General features: G+C 62.2%; 26 protein-coding genes. 10 read left to right on the forward strand and 16 right to left on the reverse strand.

The window, feature by feature from the left end; translation table 11 throughout:
- The 5 genes from GS429_RS12140 to GS429_RS12160 all read right to left on the reverse strand — a co-directional run.
- A partial coding sequence (locus GS429_RS12140) for a PD-(D/E)XK family putative nuclease (RefSeq protein WP_235920798.1) occupies positions 1-270 on the reverse strand: 270 nt, incomplete at its 3' end.
- A complete protein-coding gene (locus GS429_RS12145; RefSeq protein ID WP_160065624.1) occupies positions 257-589 on the reverse strand; it encodes a hypothetical protein in 333 nt (110 codons plus the stop codon). The genes GS429_RS12145 and GS429_RS12140, both read right to left, overlap by 14 nt.
- On the reverse strand, positions 586-1023 hold the full coding sequence (locus GS429_RS22195; RefSeq protein WP_235920799.1) for a hypothetical protein: 438 nt from the start codon (positions 1021-1023) through the stop codon (positions 586-588). The genes GS429_RS12145 and GS429_RS22195 overlap by 4 nt, the downstream gene beginning before the upstream one ends.
- Entirely contained in the window at positions 1023-1583 is a 561-nt protein-coding gene (locus tag GS429_RS12155) for a hypothetical protein (RefSeq protein ID WP_160065625.1), read from the reverse strand. The genes GS429_RS22195 and GS429_RS12155 overlap by 1 nt, the downstream gene beginning before the upstream one ends.
- Positions 1584-1601: 18 nt before the next feature.
- Positions 1602-2033, reverse strand: coding sequence for a DUF8023 family protein (locus tag GS429_RS12160; RefSeq protein ID WP_160065626.1), 432 nt, complete (start codon positions 2031-2033; stop codon positions 1602-1604).
- Positions 2034-2122: 89 nt separating this feature from the next.
- On the opposite strand from GS429_RS12160, the gene GS429_RS12165 reads away from it, so the two are divergent.
- Positions 2123-2308: a DUF8053 family protein gene (locus GS429_RS12165; RefSeq protein WP_160065627.1), complete on the forward strand. Its 186-nt coding sequence runs from the start codon at positions 2123-2125 to the stop codon at positions 2306-2308.
- Between the two features lie 107 nt (positions 2309-2415).
- On the opposite strand, the gene GS429_RS12170 is transcribed toward GS429_RS12165, so the two are convergent.
- Positions 2416-3060, reverse strand: a complete 645-nt coding sequence (locus GS429_RS12170) for a type IV pilin domain-containing protein (RefSeq protein WP_160065628.1) — start codon at positions 3058-3060, stop codon at positions 2416-2418.
- Between the two features lie 330 nt (positions 3061-3390).
- Here GS429_RS12170 and GS429_RS12175 point away from each other — a divergent pair, with 330 nt between their 5' ends.
- Entirely contained in the window at positions 3391-4224 is an 834-nt protein-coding gene (locus GS429_RS12175) for a hypothetical protein (protein ID WP_160065629.1), read from the forward strand.
- Between the two features lie 15 nt (positions 4225-4239).
- Here the strand turns inward: GS429_RS12175 and GS429_RS12180 are convergent, their stop codons facing one another.
- A complete protein-coding gene (locus tag GS429_RS12180; protein WP_160065630.1) occupies positions 4240-4479 on the reverse strand; it encodes a helix-turn-helix domain-containing protein in 240 nt (79 codons plus the stop codon).
- Positions 4480-5056: 577 nt separating this feature from the next.
- On the opposite strand from GS429_RS12180, the gene GS429_RS12185 reads away from it, so the two are divergent.
- The 3 genes from GS429_RS12185 to GS429_RS12195 are packed head-to-tail and all read left to right on the forward strand — an operon-like array spanning position 5057 to position 6590.
- Positions 5057-5365, forward strand: a complete 309-nt coding sequence (locus GS429_RS12185; protein WP_160065631.1) for a hypothetical protein — start codon at positions 5057-5059, stop codon at positions 5363-5365.
- Complete coding sequence (locus GS429_RS12190; protein ID WP_160065632.1) at positions 5362-5568, forward strand: hypothetical protein; 207 nt, start codon at positions 5362-5364, stop codon at positions 5566-5568. The genes GS429_RS12185 and GS429_RS12190 overlap by 4 nt, the downstream gene beginning before the upstream one ends.
- Entirely contained in the window at positions 5565-6590 is a 1026-nt protein-coding gene (locus GS429_RS12195) for a tyrosine-type recombinase/integrase (protein ID WP_160065633.1), read from the forward strand. Before GS429_RS12190 ends, GS429_RS12195 begins: the two co-directional genes overlap by 4 nt.
- A gap of 369 nt (positions 6591-6959) precedes the next feature.
- On the opposite strand, the gene GS429_RS12200 is transcribed toward GS429_RS12195, so the two are convergent.
- Positions 6960-7142: a hypothetical protein gene (locus tag GS429_RS12200; RefSeq protein ID WP_160065634.1), complete on the reverse strand. Its 183-nt coding sequence runs from the start codon at positions 7140-7142 to the stop codon at positions 6960-6962.
- Positions 7143-7548: 406 nt separating this feature from the next.
- Between GS429_RS12200 and GS429_RS12205 the strand changes: the two genes are divergently transcribed.
- The 5 genes from GS429_RS12205 (at position 7549) to GS429_RS12225 (ending at position 15241) form a co-directional block, all read left to right on the forward strand.
- Positions 7549-8223: a DUF502 domain-containing protein gene (locus tag GS429_RS12205; protein ID WP_160065635.1), complete on the forward strand. Its 675-nt coding sequence runs from the start codon at positions 7549-7551 to the stop codon at positions 8221-8223.
- A gap of 483 nt (positions 8224-8706) precedes the next feature.
- Entirely contained in the window at positions 8707-11613 is a 2907-nt protein-coding gene (locus GS429_RS12210) for a helix-turn-helix domain-containing protein (protein ID WP_160065636.1), read from the forward strand.
- 710 nt (positions 11614-12323) lie between these two features.
- Positions 12324-13583, forward strand: a complete 1260-nt coding sequence (thrC, locus tag GS429_RS12215) for a threonine synthase (RefSeq protein ID WP_160065637.1) — start codon at positions 12324-12326, stop codon at positions 13581-13583.
- A gap of 97 nt (positions 13584-13680) precedes the next feature.
- Positions 13681-14094 (forward strand): hypothetical protein, encoded by a 414-nt coding sequence (locus GS429_RS22200; RefSeq protein ID WP_235920800.1) that lies wholly within the window; start codon positions 13681-13683, stop codon positions 14092-14094.
- A 244-nt stretch (positions 14095-14338) separates the two neighbouring features.
- Entirely contained in the window at positions 14339-15241 is a 903-nt protein-coding gene (locus tag GS429_RS12225; RefSeq protein WP_160065638.1) for a transcription initiation factor IIB, read from the forward strand.
- A gap of 259 nt (positions 15242-15500) precedes the next feature.
- On the opposite strand, the gene argF is transcribed toward GS429_RS12225, so the two are convergent.
- The 8 genes from argF to argH all read right to left on the reverse strand — a co-directional run bounded on the left by argF (position 15501) and on the right by argH (position 23484).
- Positions 15501-16436: an ornithine carbamoyltransferase gene (gene argF, locus GS429_RS12230; protein ID WP_160065639.1), complete on the reverse strand. Its 936-nt coding sequence runs from the start codon at positions 16434-16436 to the stop codon at positions 15501-15503.
- Positions 16433-17593 (reverse strand): [LysW]-lysine hydrolase, encoded by a 1161-nt coding sequence (locus GS429_RS12235; RefSeq protein ID WP_160065640.1) that lies wholly within the window; start codon positions 17591-17593, stop codon positions 16433-16435. The genes argF and GS429_RS12235 overlap by 4 nt, the downstream gene beginning before the upstream one ends.
- A complete protein-coding gene (locus GS429_RS12240) occupies positions 17590-18744 on the reverse strand; it encodes an aspartate aminotransferase family protein (protein ID WP_160065641.1) in 1155 nt (384 codons plus the stop codon). The genes GS429_RS12235 and GS429_RS12240 overlap by 4 nt, the downstream gene beginning before the upstream one ends.
- Positions 18741-19607, reverse strand: a complete 867-nt coding sequence (locus GS429_RS12245) for an acetylglutamate/acetylaminoadipate kinase (protein WP_160065642.1) — start codon at positions 19605-19607, stop codon at positions 18741-18743. Before GS429_RS12245 ends, GS429_RS12240 begins: the two co-directional genes overlap by 4 nt.
- Positions 19608-20684: an N-acetyl-gamma-glutamyl-phosphate reductase gene (gene argC, locus GS429_RS12250; RefSeq protein ID WP_160065643.1), complete on the reverse strand. Its 1077-nt coding sequence runs from the start codon at positions 20682-20684 to the stop codon at positions 19608-19610.
- Positions 20684-21568, reverse strand: a complete 885-nt coding sequence (gene lysX, locus GS429_RS12255) for a lysine biosynthesis protein LysX (RefSeq protein WP_328821372.1) — start codon at positions 21566-21568, stop codon at positions 20684-20686. The genes argC and lysX overlap by 1 nt, the downstream gene beginning before the upstream one ends.
- The gene (gene lysW, locus GS429_RS12260) at positions 21565-21729 is read right to left on the reverse strand and encodes a lysine biosynthesis protein LysW (protein WP_005554620.1); all 165 of its coding nucleotides are present in this window, start codon (positions 21727-21729) and stop codon (positions 21565-21567) included. The genes lysX and lysW overlap by 4 nt, the downstream gene beginning before the upstream one ends.
- Before the next feature lie 246 nt (positions 21730-21975).
- On the reverse strand, positions 21976-23484 hold the full coding sequence (gene argH / locus GS429_RS12265) for an argininosuccinate lyase (RefSeq protein ID WP_160065645.1): 1509 nt from the start codon (positions 23482-23484) through the stop codon (positions 21976-21978).

Genomic DNA, 23484 nt, shown 5'->3' on the forward strand with positions numbered 1-23484 from the left:
AGTACAGCCAGAGCGTCCGTGTGGCCGGTAGACGACGAAACAGTACCAGCCGTCCGCTCGCCGGAGCTTTTCGTGATACTCGCGATAGACCTTGAAATTCCCCGGCTGGCCATCACTGTGCTCGAGCATCGTGCTCTTGATTTCGACCGGCGTTCCGTTCTGAAACCGAGCATCGTGCCAGCTGGCCCGCTCGAGCGTGAACCGGCGTTTCTTGGCCATTCGTTTCTCACACGCCGTGCCGAAGTGGTTCGCTCGCTTACTCCGGTTCATGAGTCTCCGTTTCGATGGGCTGGGCCTGCGTCCCGATCGGGACGGTCGGTCGGTCCCACTCGCGAAGGCGGTTGATCGTTTCGGGAATGTCGGTTCCTGTGTAGTACAGCAGTTGAGACGCCCACATGAGAGAATTTACGTACCACGTCCACAGCGGAAAGTCGAAGACTCCGGCCAGCGCCAGCGGTATCGCGAACACGTTCAGTTTGATCGCGAGCAGGACCGCCGGTAGTTCCCACAGCCCGCCCGCGACGGTCGCGAGCAGGACGGCGATAACAACGTCTGCTGAGTGCCGAGAGAGCCGACGACGGAGCCTCACGGGTCCACCCTCCGTTCGTCTCGCCAGCGCCGATCAGCTTGCGCCGGCTGGTAGATGAACAACGCCGCGGTCAACAGACCGATCACGCCGAACGAGTACGCACCCTTCGCGATCGCGGCGACGGCGACCGTGCTCGAGCCGCCGATGATCGCGAGCATCTGTCGATCGAAGACCCCACGTTCGTAGTCTCGCCGCAGTTCGTGAGCAACACCGGCAACGTAGCCAATTCCGATAGCTCCAGCAGCAACACAGGGAACACACGCAGCTTGTGCACGTCCAACCGGCGAGAACTGAGGCCCGACTTGCGACCCGCCCGCACCGATCACGGCGAGCCCGCCGACCATCGCCCCGCCCCGCTCGAGGAACCCGCGACGAGTCGGCCCCGTATTTTCGTGGGCCGTGGGCTGTGGCCCGCCGTCATCTGCAGCCGACATCATGCACCTCCCGCTCGAGTGCGAGCGACCAGGCCGGCCGTCGCGATCGCCGCCGCGGCGACGGCGACACCGGCACCGAAGCCGGGCACGCTGTCAGCGTCCTCGCCGAACATCACGCCGCCAACGGACTCGTCGTCGGCCGCGATGTACCCGCCCGCGATGTGGTCCTCGTTCTCGACTTCGATGATCGCGCGATACTCGGTTTCCGGTTCAAGGTCGTCCTCGGCTTCCGTGCCGACAGTGTACTCGTTCCTCACCGTCTCGTTCGGCGAGCCGGTTACGCTGTCCTCGAGCACGGCCGTCGCGTTCTCGCCAGACTCGTTGTACTCGGTCTCGTCATAGACCGTCAGCGCGAGGGCTTCCGAATCGGTGTTCGTAAACTCTTCGGCGAACTCGAGATCGAGCTCAACGTAGCTAGTATTCTCGGTGGTTTCGACTGTCGTGTTCTCGAGCTCAGTCAGCTCCGTGTCTTCGGCCGCGCCGACCGCCGCGAAACCGGCGATCGCGATAGTGATGAGTGAAAGTGCGACGACTGCCGTGGTGAAGTTGGAAAATTGCATTGTGACCCTCTGAAGCGATTACTTGTAGGCGATAACGTAGAACGCGCCGGCGTTCAGAATGACCGTGAACCAGCCGATGTACCACATCGATCCCATTGCGACGGAGACGGCCGGCACGAGTCCGGTCAGGATGTTCAGAATCACGGCCAGGAGGACAACGACGGTCTCGATGTCGGTCCACTCTTCCGGCGTGTTCTCGTTCGTAAGCCAGGCCGTGACGAGAATCCCCATCCCGAGGATGAACGCGTACGTGATCTCGGTGCCGTGAGCCGCGTACAGCGCGTCCGTGAGTGAGCGGTTGAACGGAGCGAAGAACTCGAACGTTCCGACCGCCCCCATCGCGAACGACGCCATCACGAACAACGGCGCGAGAATGCTATCTGTGAGGTCGATGCCGTCTTCCCGGCGAACCGAGCCGGGAACCATATTCTGCGGTAGGCTAAGTGCCATACGAACGCCCCGTTTCCCCGCCCCGACGAAAAGGTCAGGAAAACCAAGGTTCAACAAACTTTATACCAAGGCGGGTTGCTGCCAGTCCCATGGCGTTGAATAAACTCAGACAGTTAGACCAGAACTCAGCCGGGATTACGTTACCGAAGGACGATCTTCGTATTGAGGGACTGCTCGACGAGAACGGTGATGTTGATGGGGAGCACCAAATTCACGTTCGGCATATTGGAGACGGTGAATGGATGCTTGAACTTGTTGAGGGAATTCACAGGTGAGCAAAATTGATCAAATAGATCCTATAGGATACATACACGTAGAGTATACATTGGTAAAATAATTATCGTAATTGGATACAGATCCAATTAATGGATGTGTATCGTTGTTAGTAGTCGAAGTCGGTATCGTCCAAATTATCTGGCAATTCGTGAGTATGATCTCCGACAGTAGTATCACTTGAACTGTGGATAATTTGAACGGTTATGTCTTCATGTGCAGGTTCTGGATCGCTATCGTCAGCAAGTTCTGTATCACCTGCATTATCAGCGGATGTACTCATACTGATTTCAACTGTAGAGCCGCCATCAAACTCTTCCTCGTCTATTGCATCCCCGCTTTCTCCGTTCACTAAGATTGAGACAGTATCATCACCTGAAAGGTGTCCATCAGAAACATCAGCCCAGTCACTATCCGAGTCGAATGAAGCTAATTCTTCATTGTTTTCACCTCTAACTACAACCCGCATATTTTCTGCGCTAAAGCTATCCCCTGTTTGGTGGGAAAGATAGAATAGGCTTTCTTCATTTTCGTCTTCATCAGGGTGCCAGTCGGAATTGGCATTCATGTCCGTCCCAACGTTCGCAGGAATTCCATCATCTTGGAGATCATCGCCCATGCCCATCACGAACGCAGCAATAACCGCTGCCAGAATGACGGTGACTGCAACCATCAGCACGACACCGATAACCGGGCTCACTGCCCGTTCTTCTTTACTACCGATCAGCTTCGGTTTGACTTCTTTCAAATCCATGTTTATCACGCACCCGTGAACGGTGAGAAAGCTTATCCCCGGTACTGTGGTAGGCACCCGGTGACGCTCGAGGGGGATTGGAAACCACAACACCTCGGCGTCGCCTTCTCGTTGTTTCCGGTGCTGATAGCATCCAGTGGATTCACCGTATATATAATTAGTTGTTAGTGAGAATGTTTGTGTCAAAAGATATGTAATAGTCACTTTCAATCCTGATAATCAAGTGGGTACAGAAACCCTACAGCGCGGTCTTGAAGCCGCGTCGTCTTGCGATATCACATGTGAGACCGTAGACGATACCGTTTTGCCAGTTCGAGGCAATCGCCAACTATGGAGTGGGATGAACCGTTGATCGACGAACGCGACCTGGCGCGCACCTACGATCCGCGGTCCTACGAGGACCCGTGGACTGCGGTGCTCGATTACGAGGCAGTCATGCGATACGCGAGCGAACATCCGAACAAGGGCTCGCACGCGATCTCGACGGCGCTCGAAATTCCTCGCTCTCGAATCCGCCCGTGGCTCGACGAGGGGAGCAAACCGGACCCAGCCCACGCTATCGAGACGGCCCGCGACTACGGCTGGCTCGATGCGACATATCAGGACCCCGAATTCGTCGCCCTGAACACGCTCGTCGCGAACGTTTTCTCCGGTGGCTCGATCGACAAGGAACGGTTCCAGCCGTCGTTCGCACTGAACCACCGCGACCACCGCTCTCACGTGATCGACGCCCTCGAGGGTGCCGGGCTCGAGTACGAGTTCTTCAACGAGGATGACGACGGCCGGGCAACGGAAGTCCGGCCGACCGACGACGCATCCGTACTCGGCCGAACGCTGGCCGTCCTTGGCGCGCCGATCGGACCGAAAGCTGACCTCGAGGATCTCTCGCTCCCGTGGTATCTCGACGACGCGCCGTTCGAGACTCGCGAAGTATTCGTACTCGCGTATCTGGCGAATCGGGCGATCCATCACCGAGACAAGAATACGGTACACATTCAGGAAGAACGATCGACACGCTATCGCGATGAGCTGGCCGCGCTGGTCGAAGACATCGCGAAGGAACCTGTGACCGCCAGCGATCGAGCGGTGACGATCTCGGCGGCTGCTGCTCAATCGCTTGGACTGCAGCCGCGGTATCGCACCCCGAACGAGCCCACCGAGTGAATCAGTTATCGGAACCTACTCCTCTTTTTCCAGATCCGAAGCCAGGAGGTCACCTTCGAGATACGCGTGACCGTGATCGGTGATCCGGTACAGTCCCTCGTCGACGCGATCGACGAGTCCGGCGTCGGCCAGCTTTCCGAGACGTGTACTCAGGTAGTGTCGTGAGTAATCCGTATTCACCGAGAGAACGCGCGGAGACAGCGTCAGCCCACTATCTGTGAGAGTCTCGAGGATTCTGTCATCCGCCTGTGTCATCCACGACACCCTCGGTCTTCGCATATGGAAACGTTCTGTACCGGCATTTTATCAATACTGATTAGATTCGTCTGGCGAACCATTTGTTACTCTGTAGATTAACGTACGGTCGGTTGATTATAAGTAGACGGGATGTTTCAGTGCGGGTGACGGAGGCCAGACGGACCCGCCGGTACCCGGTCGGGTTCTCGTCAGAAATGCGGACCCGATGCTTGGGACATCGGCCCGCCTGGCTTCCGTAAACCAGCTACGGAAGCATGTATTCGCGCAACCGCACGGGGCAAAAACCCCCCGATAGACCGCAGTACTCGAGCCTTAGCCGACAGCCCACGCTCGAGTCGAACCGCCCGCAGACGCTTTTCGGAAATTACGGAAACGACCCGGATAGGACTAAGAGTGCAGCATACAGTCGTTACAACGCACCGACGGACAGCAGCCGCGCACGCCCCCGTATCCAAAGCAGTGGCGTGCACGGCTCGTCCGCGGTCCCACAGAGTGAGACCATGAGCAAAATTGCACGCAACCACGGTAAGCGTACCGGATACTGTAACCAGAGTAACGCTCTCGAGGTGACTCGATGAGCGACGAGTTTCTCGCCCTGGAGCGCCAGGCCGACGCGATGGAACGCCAGGCGGAGGCCCTCGAGGCGATCGCGACCGAGATCCGCTATCAGAACGCGGCGCTCGTCGAGACGATCGACGCGATCGACCAGCTGGCCGCGCACGTCGACGACCACCACGTTTCCGAAACGGAGCCGCGGAACCGGTCGGGAACCGCGCTGCAGACGGCGATCGCCGATCGACTGTTCGAACGCGACGACTGCGAAGATGGGCCGATGAGCGCGCTGCGGTTCGCCGAGAACTGGCAGGGGCGTGATGACCGATGAGCCTGTACGGCGTCTGCGACGACTGCGGCGACCAGGCAACGCTTCGGTACAAGCCGGATCTGGCACTCGATGACCAGCCGCGGCCGTCAGTCTGTAACTGCTGCCGAATGCGCCGGGAGGAACGAATGGTTGACCAGTTCCGCGAGGAACGTCCCGTCCCGCCACACGTTCCACCCACTCCAGACGAGGGTGAGTGCAAATGATTACGCCTGAAGAGATGACGCCACGCGAAGCGTGGCACCGGTATCTCGATGGCCGGCGAACGGAACTAACGGAGGAAACCGCGTCGACGTACCACTACCGGTTGAAATTGTTCGCTGAATGGTGCGAAGACAATGCGATTGAGACGGTCTCCGAGTTGGATGGCTGGACACTCGATCAGTACGAATCTCATCGCTCTGGTCAGGATGTGGCTTCGACGACGCTCCACAACGAGATGGAGACGATTAAAACGTTCATCGAATATCTCGAGCGGATCGAGGCCGTTGAAGAGGGTCTTACTGAGCGGGTGAACGTTCCGCACGTCCCTCGAGATGAGCGGTCACGTGAGACGAAGTTATCGACAGAGCAAGCGCTCGAGTTGATTCGACACTATCGTTCGGACGACACCTTACGCGGTTGCAGGCGACACGCGTTGTTGGAGACAGCGTGGCACACTGGAGCGAGACTCGGCGGACTCCGAGCGCTTGATCTCCGCGACGACGATCGCGACGAGCAGACGATCGAATTCGTTCATCGGCCAGAATCGGAGACGGGGCTGAAGAACAAGCACGAAGGCGAACGAGTGGTTGCGCTGAACGAACACGTTTGTAAAACGATCTCGACGTACATCCAGAGACACCGGTACGATAAGCACGACGAACATGGTCGGCAGCCACTGCTTTCGTCGATGCAGGGTCGTCCACAACCCGACACGGTTCGGATTTGGATGTATCTCGCGACCTTCCCCTGTGTCAGCGCCGCGTGTCCTCATGGGTACGACCCGGAAGCGTGTGAGTTCAGCAGTTATTCGACGTCGAGTCAGTGTCCGTCGTCACGCGCACCGCACCATGTTCGAACTGGTTCGATCACTTGGCACTGCGACCGGGGCGTTCCTCGAGAGGTAACCTCTGAGAGAGTGAACGCATCACAGGACGTGATAGACGAGTATTATGACAAGTCTCAGAAACGAGAGCGGATGGAAAAGCGGCGGCGAGCACATATCGACAAGCTCGGAATTAATTAAACAATGGAGAGTAAGAATATTGGTTTGTTAGGCCCCAAGAACCACGCGAACAGCAATAGAGCAACGCCGGGCGATCCCACTAATTTTGCGCCGGACAAATCCGTGAGACGCGGATTCGTTATATCAACCGATTCGATCCCGGTGTCTATACTCCGCACAGCGGTGCGTGGCGACGCGAAGACGTTACCAACATACGCTGGTCGGTGCGGGGGTCAGGTCGACGCAGAGCGGTATTCAAATCTGGCGCGTCGGCAGTACGTCGTCTCTACTCGGACGTCGATCGTTTTGAGAACCTCGAGCGCCGTGAGGCGTTCGAGAACACGCAACTCGAACGAACATGCGATACCCCGCAAGCGATAGTGACCGTCGTCACTCGTTCGGGTGGATGATGTAACCGCTCGTTTCGAGTTCCTCGATAACGTCGTCAGGGACGACGGCGTCGGAACCGCTCGAGGCCACAAACTTCAGCACATTATCGCCGACTACTTCGAACGCGTAGTCCGTACCATCGTAGTCGACGACCACTTGCGCCTGCTCGACCGTGATATCCATGAGTGATCCGATCGGCCCTACATCGATGACTGAGGTAAAAGTGAGCCGTGCAGTGGCCACTCGAGGTCACGGAGAGAGCGGAACGGGGATCGATAGCGGGGAACTTCCGCTCCACGTTCACCGAGCACGCCCTCGTGACGTCATCGCGTGACCTCGTGACAGTTTCCGGTATCGACCGCCTCCACAGAAATCGATCTACGTTCCGAATGTGTGGAGTTACCCCGACAGGAGTGTCTTTGCGGCGTGAACCCACCCCAGGGTCAAGCCCCGGGGCAGTCGCCTTGTACCGCCTGTACACTGATCCGGCACGCTGGACAGGCTCGGAACGAAACCCGGATTCATCACCTGAAACGACGGTCCCTGCAAGCCGAACGGTTTCCGGGAATCGTCACATCACTCGAGACTCATGGCGGAGTCTCGAGACCGTGACCGTCGCCGCGGCCGGAGACGTATTCGAGGTCGGTTCAAACGCTGGCTGATTAACGGCGTCGCGATCACGATTCCGTTGGTGATTACGCTGCTCGTGTTCATCATCGTCATCGATTTCGTTCTGGGTGTGCTCTCACCGATCGTCCAGGGAATTATCTACGTCCTGCCGAACGATCCGCCGACCATCGTCGTCGAGTTTGTCACCCTCGTGTCGCTGGTCACATTCTTTCTCGTGGTCGGTATCGCCGCCGACTACACGCCCGGCCGGGCCATCTCCAAGCGCGTCCACGCCGCGATGGAGACGATTCCGGGGATCAGCACGGTTTACGAGAGCGTACGTCGGGCGAGTCGAATGTTGGTCGACGACGACACCGAGCAGTTCCAGGACGTCAAACTCGTCGAGTTCCCCCACCGGGACGCCTACATGCTCGGCTTTCTCACCGCGAAGACGCCACCCGAAGTCGAGGACCGGGTCGATAACGGAGCAATGGTGACGCTCATGGTTCCGCTCGGCCCGAATCCGACGACCAACGGGTTCATCATGCACATGCCCGCCGAGCACGTCTACGACGTCGACATCACCGTCGAAGAGGCGATCCGCTCGATCGCAACACTCGGCGTGGCCTCGAACGAACTCGGCGAAGACGCGTAATCTCGAGGGACAGTCTCGATACCGATTCATTCGTCGCGAAGTACCAAAACAGATTGGCCGCACATACATAACCAAAGAAAACAAATACATAGTGAGGCCACGCATCGAAGGTATACGGGAACGCGGCGTGTGTGTCTCCAGCGTAGGGCCCTGGAGACGGTTTTCGAACGGGCGATTCGACTGTGGCCCAGAATCAATCCGTTCGGGTTCTCGAGTGGAGAGCAGCGATAGCGTTGGGATAAGCGACGGCCGGGCTACTGGCCCGGCGCTGAGACGGGCTGCTGTCAGTCGGTTCCGGCGCGGTCACGGCCGGTGTGCGGTCACGCGGGTACGTGTAACAGTCTTCGAAATACCTGTCCGTCCCCGTTTCGAACCGCCATCGTCCCGACCGGTTTTGGACGGAGCGCACCGCCGACTCGAGCGCGACCAGTTTCGGTCCGCTTTGCCACCATTTATACCCGATGGCATCCCTATCACAGTGCAATGGCGCAAGCGGGAAATACCGAACTCGTCGACTCGTTCGAGCAGTTCTTCCGCAACTACTACGATAACGAGATCAAACAGCTTGCGCAGCAGTATCCCAACGAGCAGCGCTCGCTTCACGTCGAGTGGGAGGATCTCTATCGGTTCGATCCCGACCTCGCAGACGACTATCTCAACCAGCCCGAACAGCTCCAGCGCTACGCCGAAGAGGCGCTGCGACTGTACGATCTTCCGATCGACGTGAGCCTCGGCCAGGCCCACGTCCGAATTCGGAACCTCCCCGAGACCGAATCGCCCGAAATTCGGGACATTCGCGCTCGGGACATGAACTCCCTCGTTCAGGTCCACGGCATCGTCCGGAAAGCGACCGACGTCCGGCCGAAAATCGAGGAAGCCGCCTTCGAATGCCAACTCTGTGGGACCCTCACTCGCATTCCACAGTCCAGCGGCGACTTCCAGGAACCACACGAGTGCCAGGGCTGTGAGCGACAGGGACCGTTCAAGGTGAACTTCGACCAGTCGGAGTTCGTCGACTCCCAGAAGCTCCGCATGCAGGAGAGTCCCGAAGGGCTTCGGGGCGGGGAAACGCCGCAGTCGCTCGACGTCCACATCGAAGACGACATCACCGGCGAAGTCACCCCCGGCGACCACGTCTCCGCAACCGGCGTGCTCCGCCTCGAACAACAGGGCAACGAGCAGGAGAAGTCGCCGGTGTTCGACTTCTACATGGAGGGCATGTCCGTCGACATCGACGAAGAGCAGTTCGAGGACATGGACATCACCGACGAAGACAAAGAAGAGATCGTCCGCCTCTCCTCGAGCGACGACATCTACGAGCAGATGATCGCCTCCATCGCACCCTCCATCTACGGCTACGATCAGGAGAAACTCGCGATGATCCTGCAGCTGTTCTCGGGCGTGACGAAGCAGTTGCCCGACGGTTCGCGGATCCGCGGCGACTTGCACATGCTCCTTATCGGTGATCCGGGTACCGGGAAATGTGTTCGGGGAGAGACGAACGTTACTCTCGCGGATGGGCGCGACATTCCGATTCGTGAACTCGTCGAGTCGAACCTCGAGGATCCAAAACCGATCGACGACGGCTGGTACGACGAGATCGATCTCGAAGTGCCGTCGCTGCAGGACGACGGAACGATCGCTCCACAGCGGGCGACCAAGGTCTGGAAACGAGACGCGCCCGAACAGATGTATCGGGTTCAGACCTCGAGCGGCCGGGAACTCGAGGTGACACCGTCACATCCCCTATTCGTACAGGATAGCGGCCAATGTAAACCGATTGTTGCAGACGAACTCACTGAAGGGCAGTTTGTTGCAGCACCTCGACGTCTCCCGACGGAAGAAGACGACACACTCGATATTGATTACCGCCAATCTAAATCACGAAACGCAGTTCAGCTTGATAGTATCCCTAACATTGGTTCAGAGCTCCGGCAGATTCGAGAGTCACTATCGCTTACACAGGCGGATTGTGGACTCCCTCGGTCGACGTATCAGCAGTACGAACGAGGGTCGAGAAACCCGAGCCGAGAGAGCCTTCGGAAAGTCGTTGCAGCGTTCAACGACGCTCTACCGCCGGAAGGTAGCCAAACCGGGGATACTGCTGTAGCTGACGGTGGATCCATAAAAACGAGTATCTCTGGCCTCGAGCAGTTCGTTGACGGAGCGGTCTGCTGGGACCGCATCGAGAGTATCGATACGGTTGAACCCGACTACGACTGGGTGTATGACCTCGAGATTGAGGGCACTCACAATTACATCTCGAACGGGGTCGTTTCTCACAACTCCCAGATGCTCGGCTATATCAAAAATATCGCCCCTCGAGCCGTCTACACGTCCGGTAAGGGTTCCTCTTCGGCAGGTCTGACCGCCGCCGCTGTGAGAGACGATTTCGGCGACGGACAGCAATGGACGCTGGAAGCTGGTGCGTTGGTTCTCGCTGATCAAGGCATCGCAGCGGTCGACGAACTCGATAAGATGCGCTCGGAAGATCGCAGCGCCATGCACGAGGCCTTAGAGCAACAGAAAATCTCAGTCTCTAAAGCGGGGATCAATGCCACCCTCAAGTCCCGCTGTTCGCTACTGGGCGCGGCAAACCCCAAATACGGCCGCTTCGATCACTACGAACCGATCAGCGAGCAGATCGACCTCGAGCCGGCGTTGATCTCCCGGTTCGATCTGATCTTCACCGTCACGGACGAGCCCGACGAGGAAAAAGACCGGAACCTCGCCGAGCACATCATCACCACCAACTACGCGGGCGAGTTGACGACTCAACAAGAGCAGATGACGTCGATGGACGTCTCGAGCGACGAAATCGCGGAGATGACCGAACAGGTCGACCCCGAGATCGACGCCGAACTCCTGCGGAAGTACATCGCCTACTCGAAGCAAAACTGCCACCCGCGGATGACCGAGGCTGCCCGCGAGGCGATCCGTGATTTCTACGTCGATCTGCGCTCGAAGGGGACCGATGAGGACGCTGCGGTGCCGGTTACCGCACGGAAACTCGAGGCACTGGTTCGGTTGTCGGAAGCCAGCGCTCGCGTTCGCCTCTCCGATACGGTCGAACAATCCGACGCGGAACGGGTGATCGAGATCGTCCACTCCTGTCTGCAGGATATCGGCGTCGATCCCGAGACGGGCGAGTTCGACGCGGACATCGTCGAGGCGGGCACGTCCAAGTCACAGCGCGATCGGATCAAGAACATCAAACAGCTGATCAGCGATATCGAAGAGGAGTACGACGACGGGGCACCCGTCGATATCGTCCTCGAGCGGGCCGACGAGATCGGGATGGATCAGTCCAAGGCCGAACACGAGATCGAGAAGCTCAAACAGAAAGGCGAGGTGTACGAGCCGAGTACGGATAACCTGCGGACGACTTGACATCCTCCTCGCCGTGAACGACGAGGATTCCTTACGCGTGGCCTCGGACCCGCTGGTTCGAGCCACCGAAGGCAACTTCCCAACCGCGGTGGTCGGTCCCGGTTTGTGCGTGATACGTCGGGCCTCGAAGAGGCGTGGTGTACTTGGGTATCCGCTTGCACCGCACAGGCCGTGCCATCGACCCGACTCGAATTCGCGTTCGAGTCTCGCGTCGGGTAGGCTCGCGTTTTTGATGACGGGGGAACGCCAAACCACCCCCACTTTTCCCGAGCGAGTTACTTCAGAAAACGACGCCAGTGGGCCTAACTCTTGCCGTTTGTGTAGTCGAGTGACGCGATTCACGCCCGTCCCCAGAACGCGGCGCGTTCCGGTGTGCGAACGAGCCGCGAAGCGTCTCGTCAACGCCGTGAACGGCGGGCCTCTCTCGCTGATTAAAGGTAGCGCGGGCAGGCCGCTGTCGAGTACGGGTTCCCGTGTGACTACTCTCACGGCTGAACTCCGGGATGTGGCCTCGAATCTCTGTAGCCGGTATCGATTCGAGAGGAGCCGCCGATCGTCAATCCATCCCTACTCGCACGACGGCCGTGCGATCGGCGTGTCAACCGTTTCGGTTAGAACTAGGGCGTCCGATTCGCTGCACCGACCCTGTCATCGGGAGCGTGGCCAGCGAACCCACGCGCTTTTCTCCCTCCCCACCCTCTCGCCTGACAATGAGTCTCAGCCTCTCCGGTGATCAGCCCGAGGCCCCCGCCGACGCCGACGACGGCGTCTGGCTCGAGTGCATCGAGTGTGGCGAAACGTTCGCGCCGTTCGACGACGTCCGCTACACCTGCGACGAATGCGACGGGCTGCTCGAGGCCCGCTACGAAGAGCTACCGACGTTCGACGAGTTCGAGGGCGAGGGCGTCTGGCGCTACAGCGCCGTCCTGCCGTTCGACGAGGGCGTTTCGATCCGGGAAGGAGCGACGCCGCTGTACGAGGTGCCCGGCCTCGAGAACGATATCGGCGTCGAAACGCTGCGAATCAAACACGAGGGGATGAACCCGACCGGGTCGTTCAAGGACCGCGGGATGACCGTCGGCGTCAGAGTCGCGAAGGAACTCGCGGTCGACCGACTCGCCTGCGCCTCCACCGGAAACACCAGCGCCGCGCTGGCCGCCTACGGTTCCCGCGGTGGGATGGAGACGCTCGTTCTCCTGCCCGCGGGAAAGGTCGCCGCTGGCAAGGTCGCCCAGGCCAGCCTCCACGGCGCGCGCATCCTCGAGGTCGACGGCAACTTCGACGCCTGTCTGGACATCGTCCAAGACCTGGCCGAAGGCGGGGAAGCCTACCTCCTGAACTCGCTGAACCCGTTCCGACTCGAGGGCCAGAAGACGATCGGGCTCGAGATTCTCGAGGGCTTCCTCGCGGATTACGACACTGTCCCGGATCGGATCGTGCTGCCGGTCGGCAACGCCGGCAACACGTCGGCGCTGTACAAGGCCTTCCGCGAACTCGTCCAGGCGGGCGAACTCGCGGAAAGCGACGTTCCCAAGCTAACCGGCGTTCAGGCCGAGGGCGCGGCGCCGATGGTCGAGGCGATCGAGAACGGTGCCGACGAAGTGCGACGCTGGGAGGACGTCGAGACGCGCGCGACGGCGATCCGGATCGGTAACCCGGTCAACGCGCCGAAGGCGCTGCCCGGAATCCGCGAGACCGGCGGGACGGCGGTCGCCGTTTCCGACGCGGAAATCACCGATGCCCAGCGCGATCTAGCCGGCGAAGGAATCGGCGTCGAACCCGCCTCCGCGGCCTCCGTCGCCGGACTGCGGAAACTCCGCCGCGAGGGAATCGTCGGCGACGACGAACGCGTCGCCTGCCTGACGACCGGCCACCTGCTCAAGGACCCCGACGCGGCGGCGGCCGCCGGTGCCGATCCGGAGCCGGTGCCGGCGGATACCGACGGCGTGCTCGAGCACCTGCAGAACTGAACCCCTGGCCGGCGTCTTTCGAACGTCGGTCCTCCGTCAGACGCGTCTGACGGCTGACTGACTGCGTTTTTTGGCTTCGGACCCCGAACTCGAATTCATGGCCGCCGAACACCGTTACACCGATGGACGCCCCGCTACTGACGACCGTCCGCGGAGTCACCGACCGTCTCGTTCGGGTTCGCGTTCCCATTCCCGTTCCCGTTCCCGTTCAGATTCCGGTATCGCATTCGAGTTCCACTCACCCACCTCGTCGAGCGACGGCTCCGCTGGTGGCTCGAGCGAGACGAGTCCGCTCGAGCCGGCACTTCACTCCCGGATCGAACGAACGCGGCTGCGGATGCAGGTCGCCGCGCTCGAACGCGCACTCGAGACGAGCGAACGGCAACGGCAGTCCGTCATCGACCGATACGAACGACTGCTCGCCGAACGCGACGATTCTCACCGTGACCTATCGACTGGCGAACGTCGGACGGGAAGCTCGCTCCGACGGCTGCTCACGGGCTGGTACTGAGAACGGAGTCTCGTCGACGGCGCACTCGACCCTGGGCAGTCGATTAGCTGTCGAATCGCCGGTCGGCAGTCGATCCGGCCGCCGAGCCGATTCTCACAGCCCGGGGCTCCAACTTACTGCGAACTATATTCGACCGGTATCTCCGTTACCGATTGTTACTCGCTAACCACGCTTAATTTTCAATAGAATCATGTAGTTTAAATGCAACCAATGGCATCGATCATATGTCAACGGAAGCAATCTAATGGAAGGAATTGACTCAGCGTCAGACTGTCCTGAATGTGGTGGCAGGTTACGATCCGATAGTACCGAAACGGTCTGTGAAGAATGCGGTCTCGTCTCCGCCGAAGACGCGATCGATCGCGGCCCGGAATGGCGATCGTTCGACGACGGTAAAACGGATCAACGCCGAACCGGCGCGCCGCTTACGCGCTCGAGGCACGATCGCGGTCTCTCGACGGAAATCGGCTACGGCACCGGCTCCAACTCGGGGTACAGCACTCGACTAACCGGCCGAAAGCGCCGGCAAATCTCCCGGCTGCGTCGAGAACACAATCGCGCACGGATCTCGACCAAAGCGAAGCGCAATCAGGTCTATGGCTTCACCGAAATCCGGCGGCTCAACACGTCGCTCTCGCTTCCGGACTCGAACAGAGACCAGGCCTGTACGCTGTTCAAGTCGGCCCAGTCCGAAGGGCTCTTTCAGGGCCGATCGCTCGAGGGGTTCGCCGCGGCTGCGGTCTACGCGACCTGCCGGACGTGTTCGAACCCGCGGACGATCGACGAGATCACCGTTGTTGCCCGTGCAGATAGCGACGAGCTCACCGCCGCATACGGTGCGCTCAACCGCGAACTCGGAATCCCGACGGGACCGATCGATCCGACGCAGTACCTGCCGCGATACGCCTCGAAACTCGACCTCGAGACGGAAATCGAGCGTCGGGCCCGGGAACACGCCACCGCCTTGCTCGACGAAGGCCTGGTCAGCGGTCGCAACCCGAGCGGTATCGCAGCGGCCTGTCTCTACAAAGCGACCGGTGAGCGCGCGGGCTGGCCGACGATTACACAGGCCACTGCGGCTGACGTTGCCAACGTCGCACCGGCGACGATCCGCTCGACCGTAACGAACCTCAAGGAACTCTCCTGATACTGTCGGACAGCAGTCAATACGAAGCCGATCGTGAATACGGGGTCGTCGCCGGCGGTGACGACTCCAGCAGAACGATCGGCTTCACGTAGTTCCATCCGTTCGTTGCCGGGACTCGAGCGACAGCGCCGTGTGGATGCTGATTCGATCGCCGGGGGCTACAGTAGCAAATCGTCGCGGCGGATCGACGATCTCGAACGCCGAATCGCTGCACTCGAAACCGAACGGGATCGGCGACTGCCACGCGTCGCGTTCGGTACTACTCGAGTACCCAACTCAACAGCGCCTTCTGCGCGTGAAGGCGATTCTCCGCCTGGTCGAAGACGACCGAGCGGTCGCTCTCGATGACCTCGTCGGTGATCTCCTCGCCGCGGTGGGCGGGCAGACAGTGCATGACCGACGCCTCGGGGGCGTACTCGAGCAGCTCCGAACTGACCTGAAAGCCCTCGAAGGCGTTCATGCGGACGTCGCGTTCGTCCTCCTGACCCATGCTGATCCAGACGTCGGTGTAGATGATGTCGGCCTCGGAAACGGCTTCGATCGGGTCGGTCGTGACGGTCGGGTCGCCGCCGAGGTCTCGAGCGCGTTCGAAGACGGTTTCGTCGATGCCGTACCCCTCGGGCGTGGCGACGGTCAGATCGATCCCGGCGATCGCACAGCCAAGCGCGAACGACTGGGCGACGTTGTTACCATCGCCGACCCAGGCGGCCGACACGCCCTCAAGCCCGCCCTCCTGCTCGCGGATCGTCAGCAGATCGGCGAGCGTCTGGCAGGGGTGGGCGTCGTCGGTCAATCCGTTGACGACCGGTACCGAGGAGTACTCCGCGAGCACCTCGATGTTCTCGTGTTTGAACACGCGGGCCATCACCGCGTCGACGTACCGCGAGAGCGTTCTCGAGGTATCTTTCAGCGGTTCGCCACGCCCCAGTTGGATGTCGTCTTCGCCGAGGAAGACGGCGTGGCCGCCGAGTTGGGTCATCCCCGTTTCGAAGGAGACGCGGGTCCGCGTACTCGGCTTCTGGAAGATCATTCCCAGTGTCTGGTCCTCGAGGTCGGCGTGGTCGTCGCCCTGCTGTTGGGCCCGCTTGTACTCGAGGGCCAGATCGAGGACCTCGTCGAGTTCGCTCGGCGAAACGTCGTCGATGTCGAGGAAGTGACGGGGATCGCTGTCGTCCTCGGTGTCGGCTCCGTTCATTTGCCGTCACCTCCGCGCAACGTCGTCGAAACGCGCTCGAGGATTTCGACGGATCGGTCGAACTCCGCCAGCGAGAGGCGTTCGTCCGGCGCGTGATCGAGTTCCGAGTTCCCGGGTCCGTAGGTGACCATCGGACAGTCCCACGTCCCGGCGTAGAGGTTCATGTCGCTGGTCCCGGTCTTGCGCAGGAGTCGGGGATCGCCACCCTCCTTGCGGATCGCCGCCCGGAACGCGCGCGCGACCTCGGTTCGCGGACTCTCCATCACCGGGGGAATCGGCTCGTCCCAGGAGACGGTCCCGATCTCGAGGCCGGCTTCGGCCGTTTCGCGGACCGAATCGGCGTCCAATCTCGGTGGAACGCGCAACTGAACGTCGAGCGTCGCCTCGACGGAGAGCCCGTCCTCGCTGATCCCGCCGTCGATATCGACGGGTTTGGCGGTCACGCGCTCGAAGACGGGTACTTCGGCGGCTTCGCCGCCTCCGTCTCGTCGGTCCGGTGGACCGACGCCGTACTCGTCGTTCTCGAAGGCGGCTTCGACGCCGTTCCACCAGTTGGTCGCGTGCTGGATCGCGTTGGGTTCCGGTCGCGAGGTGTGGCCGGACTCGCTGGTGGCGACGTAGGTCCCCGCCAGGAAGCCGCGGTAACCGAGCGTGATGCCCGTCGCACCGCTTGGCTCGCCGTTGACGACCGCGTCGGGTTCCTCGCGATCCTCGACGAGGTGCCGTGCGCCTCGGGAACTGGTCTCTTCGCCGACGACGCCGACGAAGGAGACGCCCGTGCGGACGGCTGCGGCGGCCATCGCGGCCAGCGGGCCGGTCGCGTCGACGCTTCCGCGGCCCCAGAGGACGTCCTCGCCTTCCGCGTCGGCGATGTCCGCCTCGACGTCGTCCTCGTCCGCCGGCTGTACCTCCACCGGAATTTCGCCTGGAACGGTGTCGATGTGTGACGTCAACAGGACGGCGTCGTCCGCGGGTGCGCGAACGTTGCCGATCTCGTCGATCCACGCTTCGCGCCCGTAGCCGTCGAAGAAGTCGACGAGTTCCTCGGCGGCCGCCGCCTCCTCGCCCGAGGGCGACGGAATCGAGACGAGGTCGATCAGCAGTTGACGTGCGTCCTCGAGCGACACGTCGTTCGTCTCTTCCATCGTCGCGCTCATGAGTCCGCGCTCACCTCGGGAGCGACGATCTCGGTCAGTGCGTCCACGAGTTGGTCGGCTCCCGATTCGTCGATCACGAGCGGCGGCAGCAGGCGCAACACGGTCCGACCCGCGGGCAGCGCCAGGATCTGGTGGTTCATCGCCAGGTCGCGAGCGACGCGGTTCGCACCGCGTTTCAACTCGATCCCGACGAGCAGGCCGTTGCCGCGAACGTCGCGCACTTCGTCGCCGACTGCGGCCTCGAGTTCGCCGGTGAGATAGTCGCCCATCTCGGCGGCGTGGGCGGGCCACTCTTCTTCGACCAGCGTCGAAACGGTCGCGTGGACCGCCGCGGAGACGACGGGACCGCCGCTGAACGTGGCGTTGTGGGAGGCCGCGCCGTCGGCGATCCAGTCGCGAACTGCGACCGCACCGACGGGCAGGCCGTTGCCGAGCCCCTTCGCCGTCGTGAGTACGTCGGGCGTGACGCCCGCGCGCTGGCAGGCCCACATCTCGCCCGTCCGTCCCATGCCGGTCTGGACCTCGTCGAAGACGAGCGCCGCGCCGGTCTCCTCGGTACGTTCGCGGGCCGTCTCGAGGTAGCCCGCGGGCGGGACGTTGATCCCGCCTTCACCCTGAATCGGCTCGAGAATGACGGCTGCGGTTTCGTCGTCCACGGCGGCTGCGAGCTCCTCGCCGTCGCCGTAGGGGACGAACTCTACGTCCCCAGCGAGGGGTTCGAACGGCTCCTTGTACTTGTCCTTCCAGGTCGCCGCGAGCGAGCCCATCGTTCGGCCGTGGAACGAGCGGGTCGCCGCGATGATCTTCGACTCGCCGGTCGCCGAGCGGGCGAACTTCAAGGCGGCCTCGTTGGCCTCGGTCCCGGAGTTACAGAACCAGGCGGACTCGAGTCCGTCGGGCGTCGCCGCGACGAGCGCGGCGTAGGCGTCCTCCCGGGACTGTACGGGATAGGAGGAGTCGACGAACGTCAGCTTGCCGACCTGCTCCTGGACGGCCTCGACGACCGCGGGGTGGCTGTGACCCAGCGGCGTGCACGCGAAACTCGCGCCGGCGTCGAGATACGCCGTGTCGTCTGCGGTGTAGAGGTACGGGCCCTCGCCGCGTTCGATACCGATCGGCTTGCTGCCGGAGATAAAGTCGTGATCGCTCATTTTGCGGCCTCCTGTGTCGCTTCGTTCTCCGCCTCGAGCACGCCGGGTTCGAGGGTCGTCCCCTCGCCCGCGAGGGCGCTCGTGATCGGCCCCTCGGCGTTGGCAGTCGCGACAATAACGGACGATGCGCCGCCCTCGAGCGCTTCCTCGGCGGCCATCACTTTCTTCGTCATGAAGCCTTCGGCGGCAGCCTTGACGCCCTCGAACTCGGCGGGCGTCGCGGCCGAATCGATCTTGGTCGACTCGTCGTCGGGGTCCTCGTAGATGCCCGAAACGTCCGTGAGGACGACCAGGTCGGCCTCGAGCGCGCCCGCGATCGCAGCCGCCGCGCGGTCGGCATCGGCGTTGACGGCGGTGTACCCGCCAGATTTCTCCGTCCCCAACATGGGAACGGAGACGACGGGCGTGTACCCCCCCGCCAGGACGGTCTCGAGCAGGTCGGCGTTGACCGACTCGATCTTGCCCGAGTGGTCGCCGCGTTTGATCTTCTTCTTGCCGTCTTCCTTGACGCGAACGGCGGACTTGCGCTTGCCGGAGAGCAGTTTTCCGTCGGTACCCGAGAGGCCCACGGCGTCGACGCCCTCGTTCTGTAGGCTCTCCACCAGATCGGTGTTGAGCTTACCCGGCATCACCATCTTGAAGACGTCCATCGCGTCCTCGTCGGTGAACCGGCCGACGACGCCGCCGGGCGTCTCGACGTAGGTCGGTTCCTGGCCGAGTTCCTCGAGCGTTTCGTCGACGGCGGTCGAGCCGCCGTGCGTGAGGACGACGTCCTCGCCGTCTTCGACGAGGCTCGCGACGTCCGCGAGCGCGCCCTCTGGATCGACGGCGCGGGCGCCGCCGATTTTGACGACTACTGTCATCTATGGCGCCCCCACGGGGTGGAGCCCCGTAAACTCGAGCCCGGCCGTCTCCTCTAAGCCCAGCGCGATGTTGGCGGCGTGGACCGCCTGTCCCGCCGACCCCTTCATCATGTTGTCGATGGCCGAGAAGACGACGATGCGCTTGTTCGACGGGTCGAGTTCGAAGCCGACTTCGGCGAGGTTCGTCCCCGCGACCGATTTGGGTTCCGGATACCGATAGACCCCGGAGCCGCCGGCGGCCATCCGGACGAACGGTTCGTCCTCGTAGCACCCTCTGTACGCTTTCCAGAGGTCGCCCTTCGAGACGGGCCCCGACGGGAAGACGTGGTTCGTCGCGCTCGCGCCGCGGATCATATCCACGGCGTGGCAGGTGAACGCGACCGACGTATCGAGGAACTGCTCAATTTCGGCCTCGTGGCGGTGGCCCGTCGGCGCGTACGGGCGGACGACGCCCGAGCGCTCGGGGTGACTTGAGGCCTCGCCGCCGCCCGCTCCCCCTTCGGAGGAGCCGACTTTGACGTCGACGACGATTTGTTCTCCACCGTCGAGAATGCCGTGCTCGAACAGCGGGTAGAGACCCAGAATCGTCGCGGTTGCGTTACAGCCGCCGCCCGCGATGAGTTCGGCACCCGCGAGGTTCTCCCGATTGATCTCGGGCAGTGCGTATTCGGCCTTCTCGAGGTACTCCGGCGCGCTGTGGCCGTCGTACCACTCGTCGTACTGTGCTTCGCTCTCGAGGCGGAAGTCCGCCGAGAGATCGACGACGGTGTCCGCGATGTGGAAGAAGTCGTCGATCCGCCCCATCGAGACGCCGTGTGGCGTCGCCGCGAACAGGACGTCGACGCTCTCGAGGTCCTCGGGTTCGGTAAACCGCAGGTCCGTCCCCCGCAAGGGCGGGTGTACGGAACCGACGCTTTTCCCGGCCTTCGAGCGGCTGGTAACCTCCGCGATTTCGACGTTCGGGTGACTGGCGAGGAGTCTGAGGAGTTCGCCGCCCGTAAACCCGCTCCCGCCGATGACCGTCGCGGTGACGGTCTCGGCGTGTTCGTCCGCACCGGTTTCGGTGCCGACCGCCATCAGGCGCTCACCTCGAGGGGCTCGTCGGCCGCGCTGGCTGCCTTCGTCTCGAGCCAGTCGACGACGGTGCCGGCGATGTCGGTGTCGACGGCGCCGTCGAGCGCCTTGAACTCGACCGTGTGGTTGACCTCGTGGACCGTGTACCCCTCGTCGGTCTCCATGAGGTCGATACCCAGCAGGCCGCCGCCGACGGCGTCGCTGGCCTTCTTGACCAACTCTTTCGCTTCCGCGTCGGGCTCGAAGACGTTCGTCTCTGCGCCCTTGGCGGCGTTGGTGATCCAGTGGTCGGAGGAACGGACCATGCCGGCGATCGGCTCGCCGTCGGTCGCGAGCACGCGGATGTCCCGTCCGGGTTTGTCGACGAACTCCTGGACGTAGAACACCTTGTGCTCGTAGTGGCCGAGCGTGGCCTTGTGCTCCAGAATCGCTTCTGCAGCATCTGGCGAGTCGATCTTGGCCATCAGGCGGCCCCACGAACCCACGACGGGTTTGAGGACGCAGGGGTAGCCAAACTGCTCGATAGCCTCCATGGCAGTCTCCTTGGTGAAGGCGACTTTCGTCGCCGGAGTCGGGACGCCGGCTTTCTCGAGCGCGAGGCTGTTCTTGACCTTATCGGCGCAGATGTCCGCGGTCTCGTGGCTGTTGACCACGGGGATGCCGTAGGCCTCGAAGAACTGCGTGGCGTACAGGCTCCGGCTCGTGGCGAGACAGCGGTCGACGACGATGTCGAGGTCCTGGAACGCTTCGGCGGCCTCGCTGATGTCGAACGTCTGCTTGCGGACGTCAATCTTCTCGATCTCGTGGTCGCGTTCGCGAAGCTCGTTCAGTAGCAGCTTCTCGTCCTTGCGAATCCGGGAATAGAGTATTCCTATTTGCAAGGTCACTCACCCCAGTCCTCTTCGAGCTCCGGGGCTCGCTCGAGGACTGGCGGCTCGGTGTCGACGACTTCTAGCTCTGCTCCACAGGTCGTACAGTCAACGATCTCTCCCACTTCCAGATCGTCGTGCAGGGACACTTCCGCCCCACACTCGACGCATTCGGTCATTGTACTCGCAACTGAGAGCCGATCACCCTTAAACCCTTCGAACATATCAGAAAGCTTATCAAGCCTATACTACGCACTAACGGTGTGAAAAGACTATTTTCCGGCAGTTTTTGTTCGCCATATCATGAATTTGGTAGTTTGTCCCCCGGCGGGGACGGCCGCGGCGGAAGCGGGGTCCGCACTCGCTCACAGGCGAGAGACGGGCCTACAAGCGGGAACCGCCGAACGATCGACCGAACGAGCAACTTACACATACCCGTTCACCTCCTCGCGGAGCGCTCCGTGTGCGTCCTCGAGCGCAGCCTCCATTTCCGAGCGAACCGCGCTGTCGGCCGCGAGCGCCTCGCGAGCGGCCTCGAGTTGCTCGGCGACGGCCTCGGGGGCTGGGCCGCCCCGTGAATCGCGGCTCGCAACGCTTTCGGCGGGGTCGAGTGCGTCCTCGACGGCACCGGGGTCGACGTACGACTCGAGCGGTTCGCCGAGGACGTCCTCGGCGGCCGCCTCGAGGGCGTCGTAGTTCGACCCGTTCTCGGCTGCGATTGCGACGACCTCGTGAGCCGTCCGGAACGGAAGCCCGTTCGCGGCCAGCAGGTCCGCGACGCCGGTTGCCGTCGAAAAGCCCTCCCCCGCTTCGGCGGCGAGGGCCGCCTCGTTCCAGTCGGCGGTCGCCACCGCTCCGGCGGCGACCTCGCCCGCTTCCGTCACGGCGTCGACGGTCTCCCAGGCGTGAGTCGTCGCCCGCTGCAGGTCCCGGTTGTACGCGCGGGGCAATCCTTTGAGCGTCGTCGTCAGTCCCTGGACGCTGCCGGCCGCGTCGCCCGCGACCGCGCGGACGAGTTCGAGCGTGTCCGGATTCTTCTTCTGGGGCATGATCGACGACGTCGAGGCGTAGTCGTCCGCGAGGTCGACGAAGCTGCGGTTGGCGAAGATAATGACGTCCTCCGCCAGCCCCGACAGTGTCGTCGCGTGCGTCGACAGCGCCTGCGTGGTCTCGAGCAGGAAGTCCCGGCTCGAGGAGGCGTCCATCGAGTTCTCGACAACGCCCTCGAATCCCAGTAGTTCGGCCGCGCGCTCGCGGTCGATGTCGAACGTCGTGCCCGCGAAGGCGGCGCCACCCAGCGGCGACTGGTTGATCCGCTGGTAGGCCTCGAGCAGCCGTTCCGTATCGCGGGCCACGGCGCCCTCGTAGGAGCACGCCCAGTGGGCCACGGTGGTCGGCTGGGCGGGCTGGAGGTGGGTGTAGCCGGGCATGATCGTCTCGGTGTGCTCGGCCGCCACGTCGAGCAGCGCCTCGCGCAGTGCGAGGGTCGTCTCGATGGCCTCGAGAACGTCCTCGCGCAGGCGGTAGCGGATGCAGGTCGCGACCTCGTCGTTGCGCGAGCGCGCGGTGTGCATCTTGCCGCCGTCCGCGCCGACCTGCTCGATGACGGCCGTCTCGATGGCCTCGTGGACGTCCTCGCCGTCGGGCAAGGAGTCGTGGCCGTCGACCTCGATAGCGTCGAGGGCGGTCAGCACGTCGCCCGCGACGTCGTCCTCGACGATCCCCTGCTCGGCCAGCATGAGGACGTGTGCGCGGTCGACCTCGAGGTCGGCCTCGAAGATCCGCCGGTCGGCCTCGAGCGAGGAGAGGAAGCTCCGGGCGGGGCCGCCGCTAAATCGGTCCCGCCGGACGACGCCCTCACCGTCGCCGTTTCCGTCGGCTGCGACGGCGGACTCGACCTCGACTGCGTCGTCGTGAGCGCTCTCCTCGGTCAT

It is taken from the genome of Natronorubrum halalkaliphilum (assembly GCF_009834785.1).
In the GTDB taxonomy this organism is placed as follows: domain Archaea; phylum Halobacteriota; class Halobacteria; order Halobacteriales; family Natrialbaceae; genus Natronorubrum; species Natronorubrum halalkaliphilum.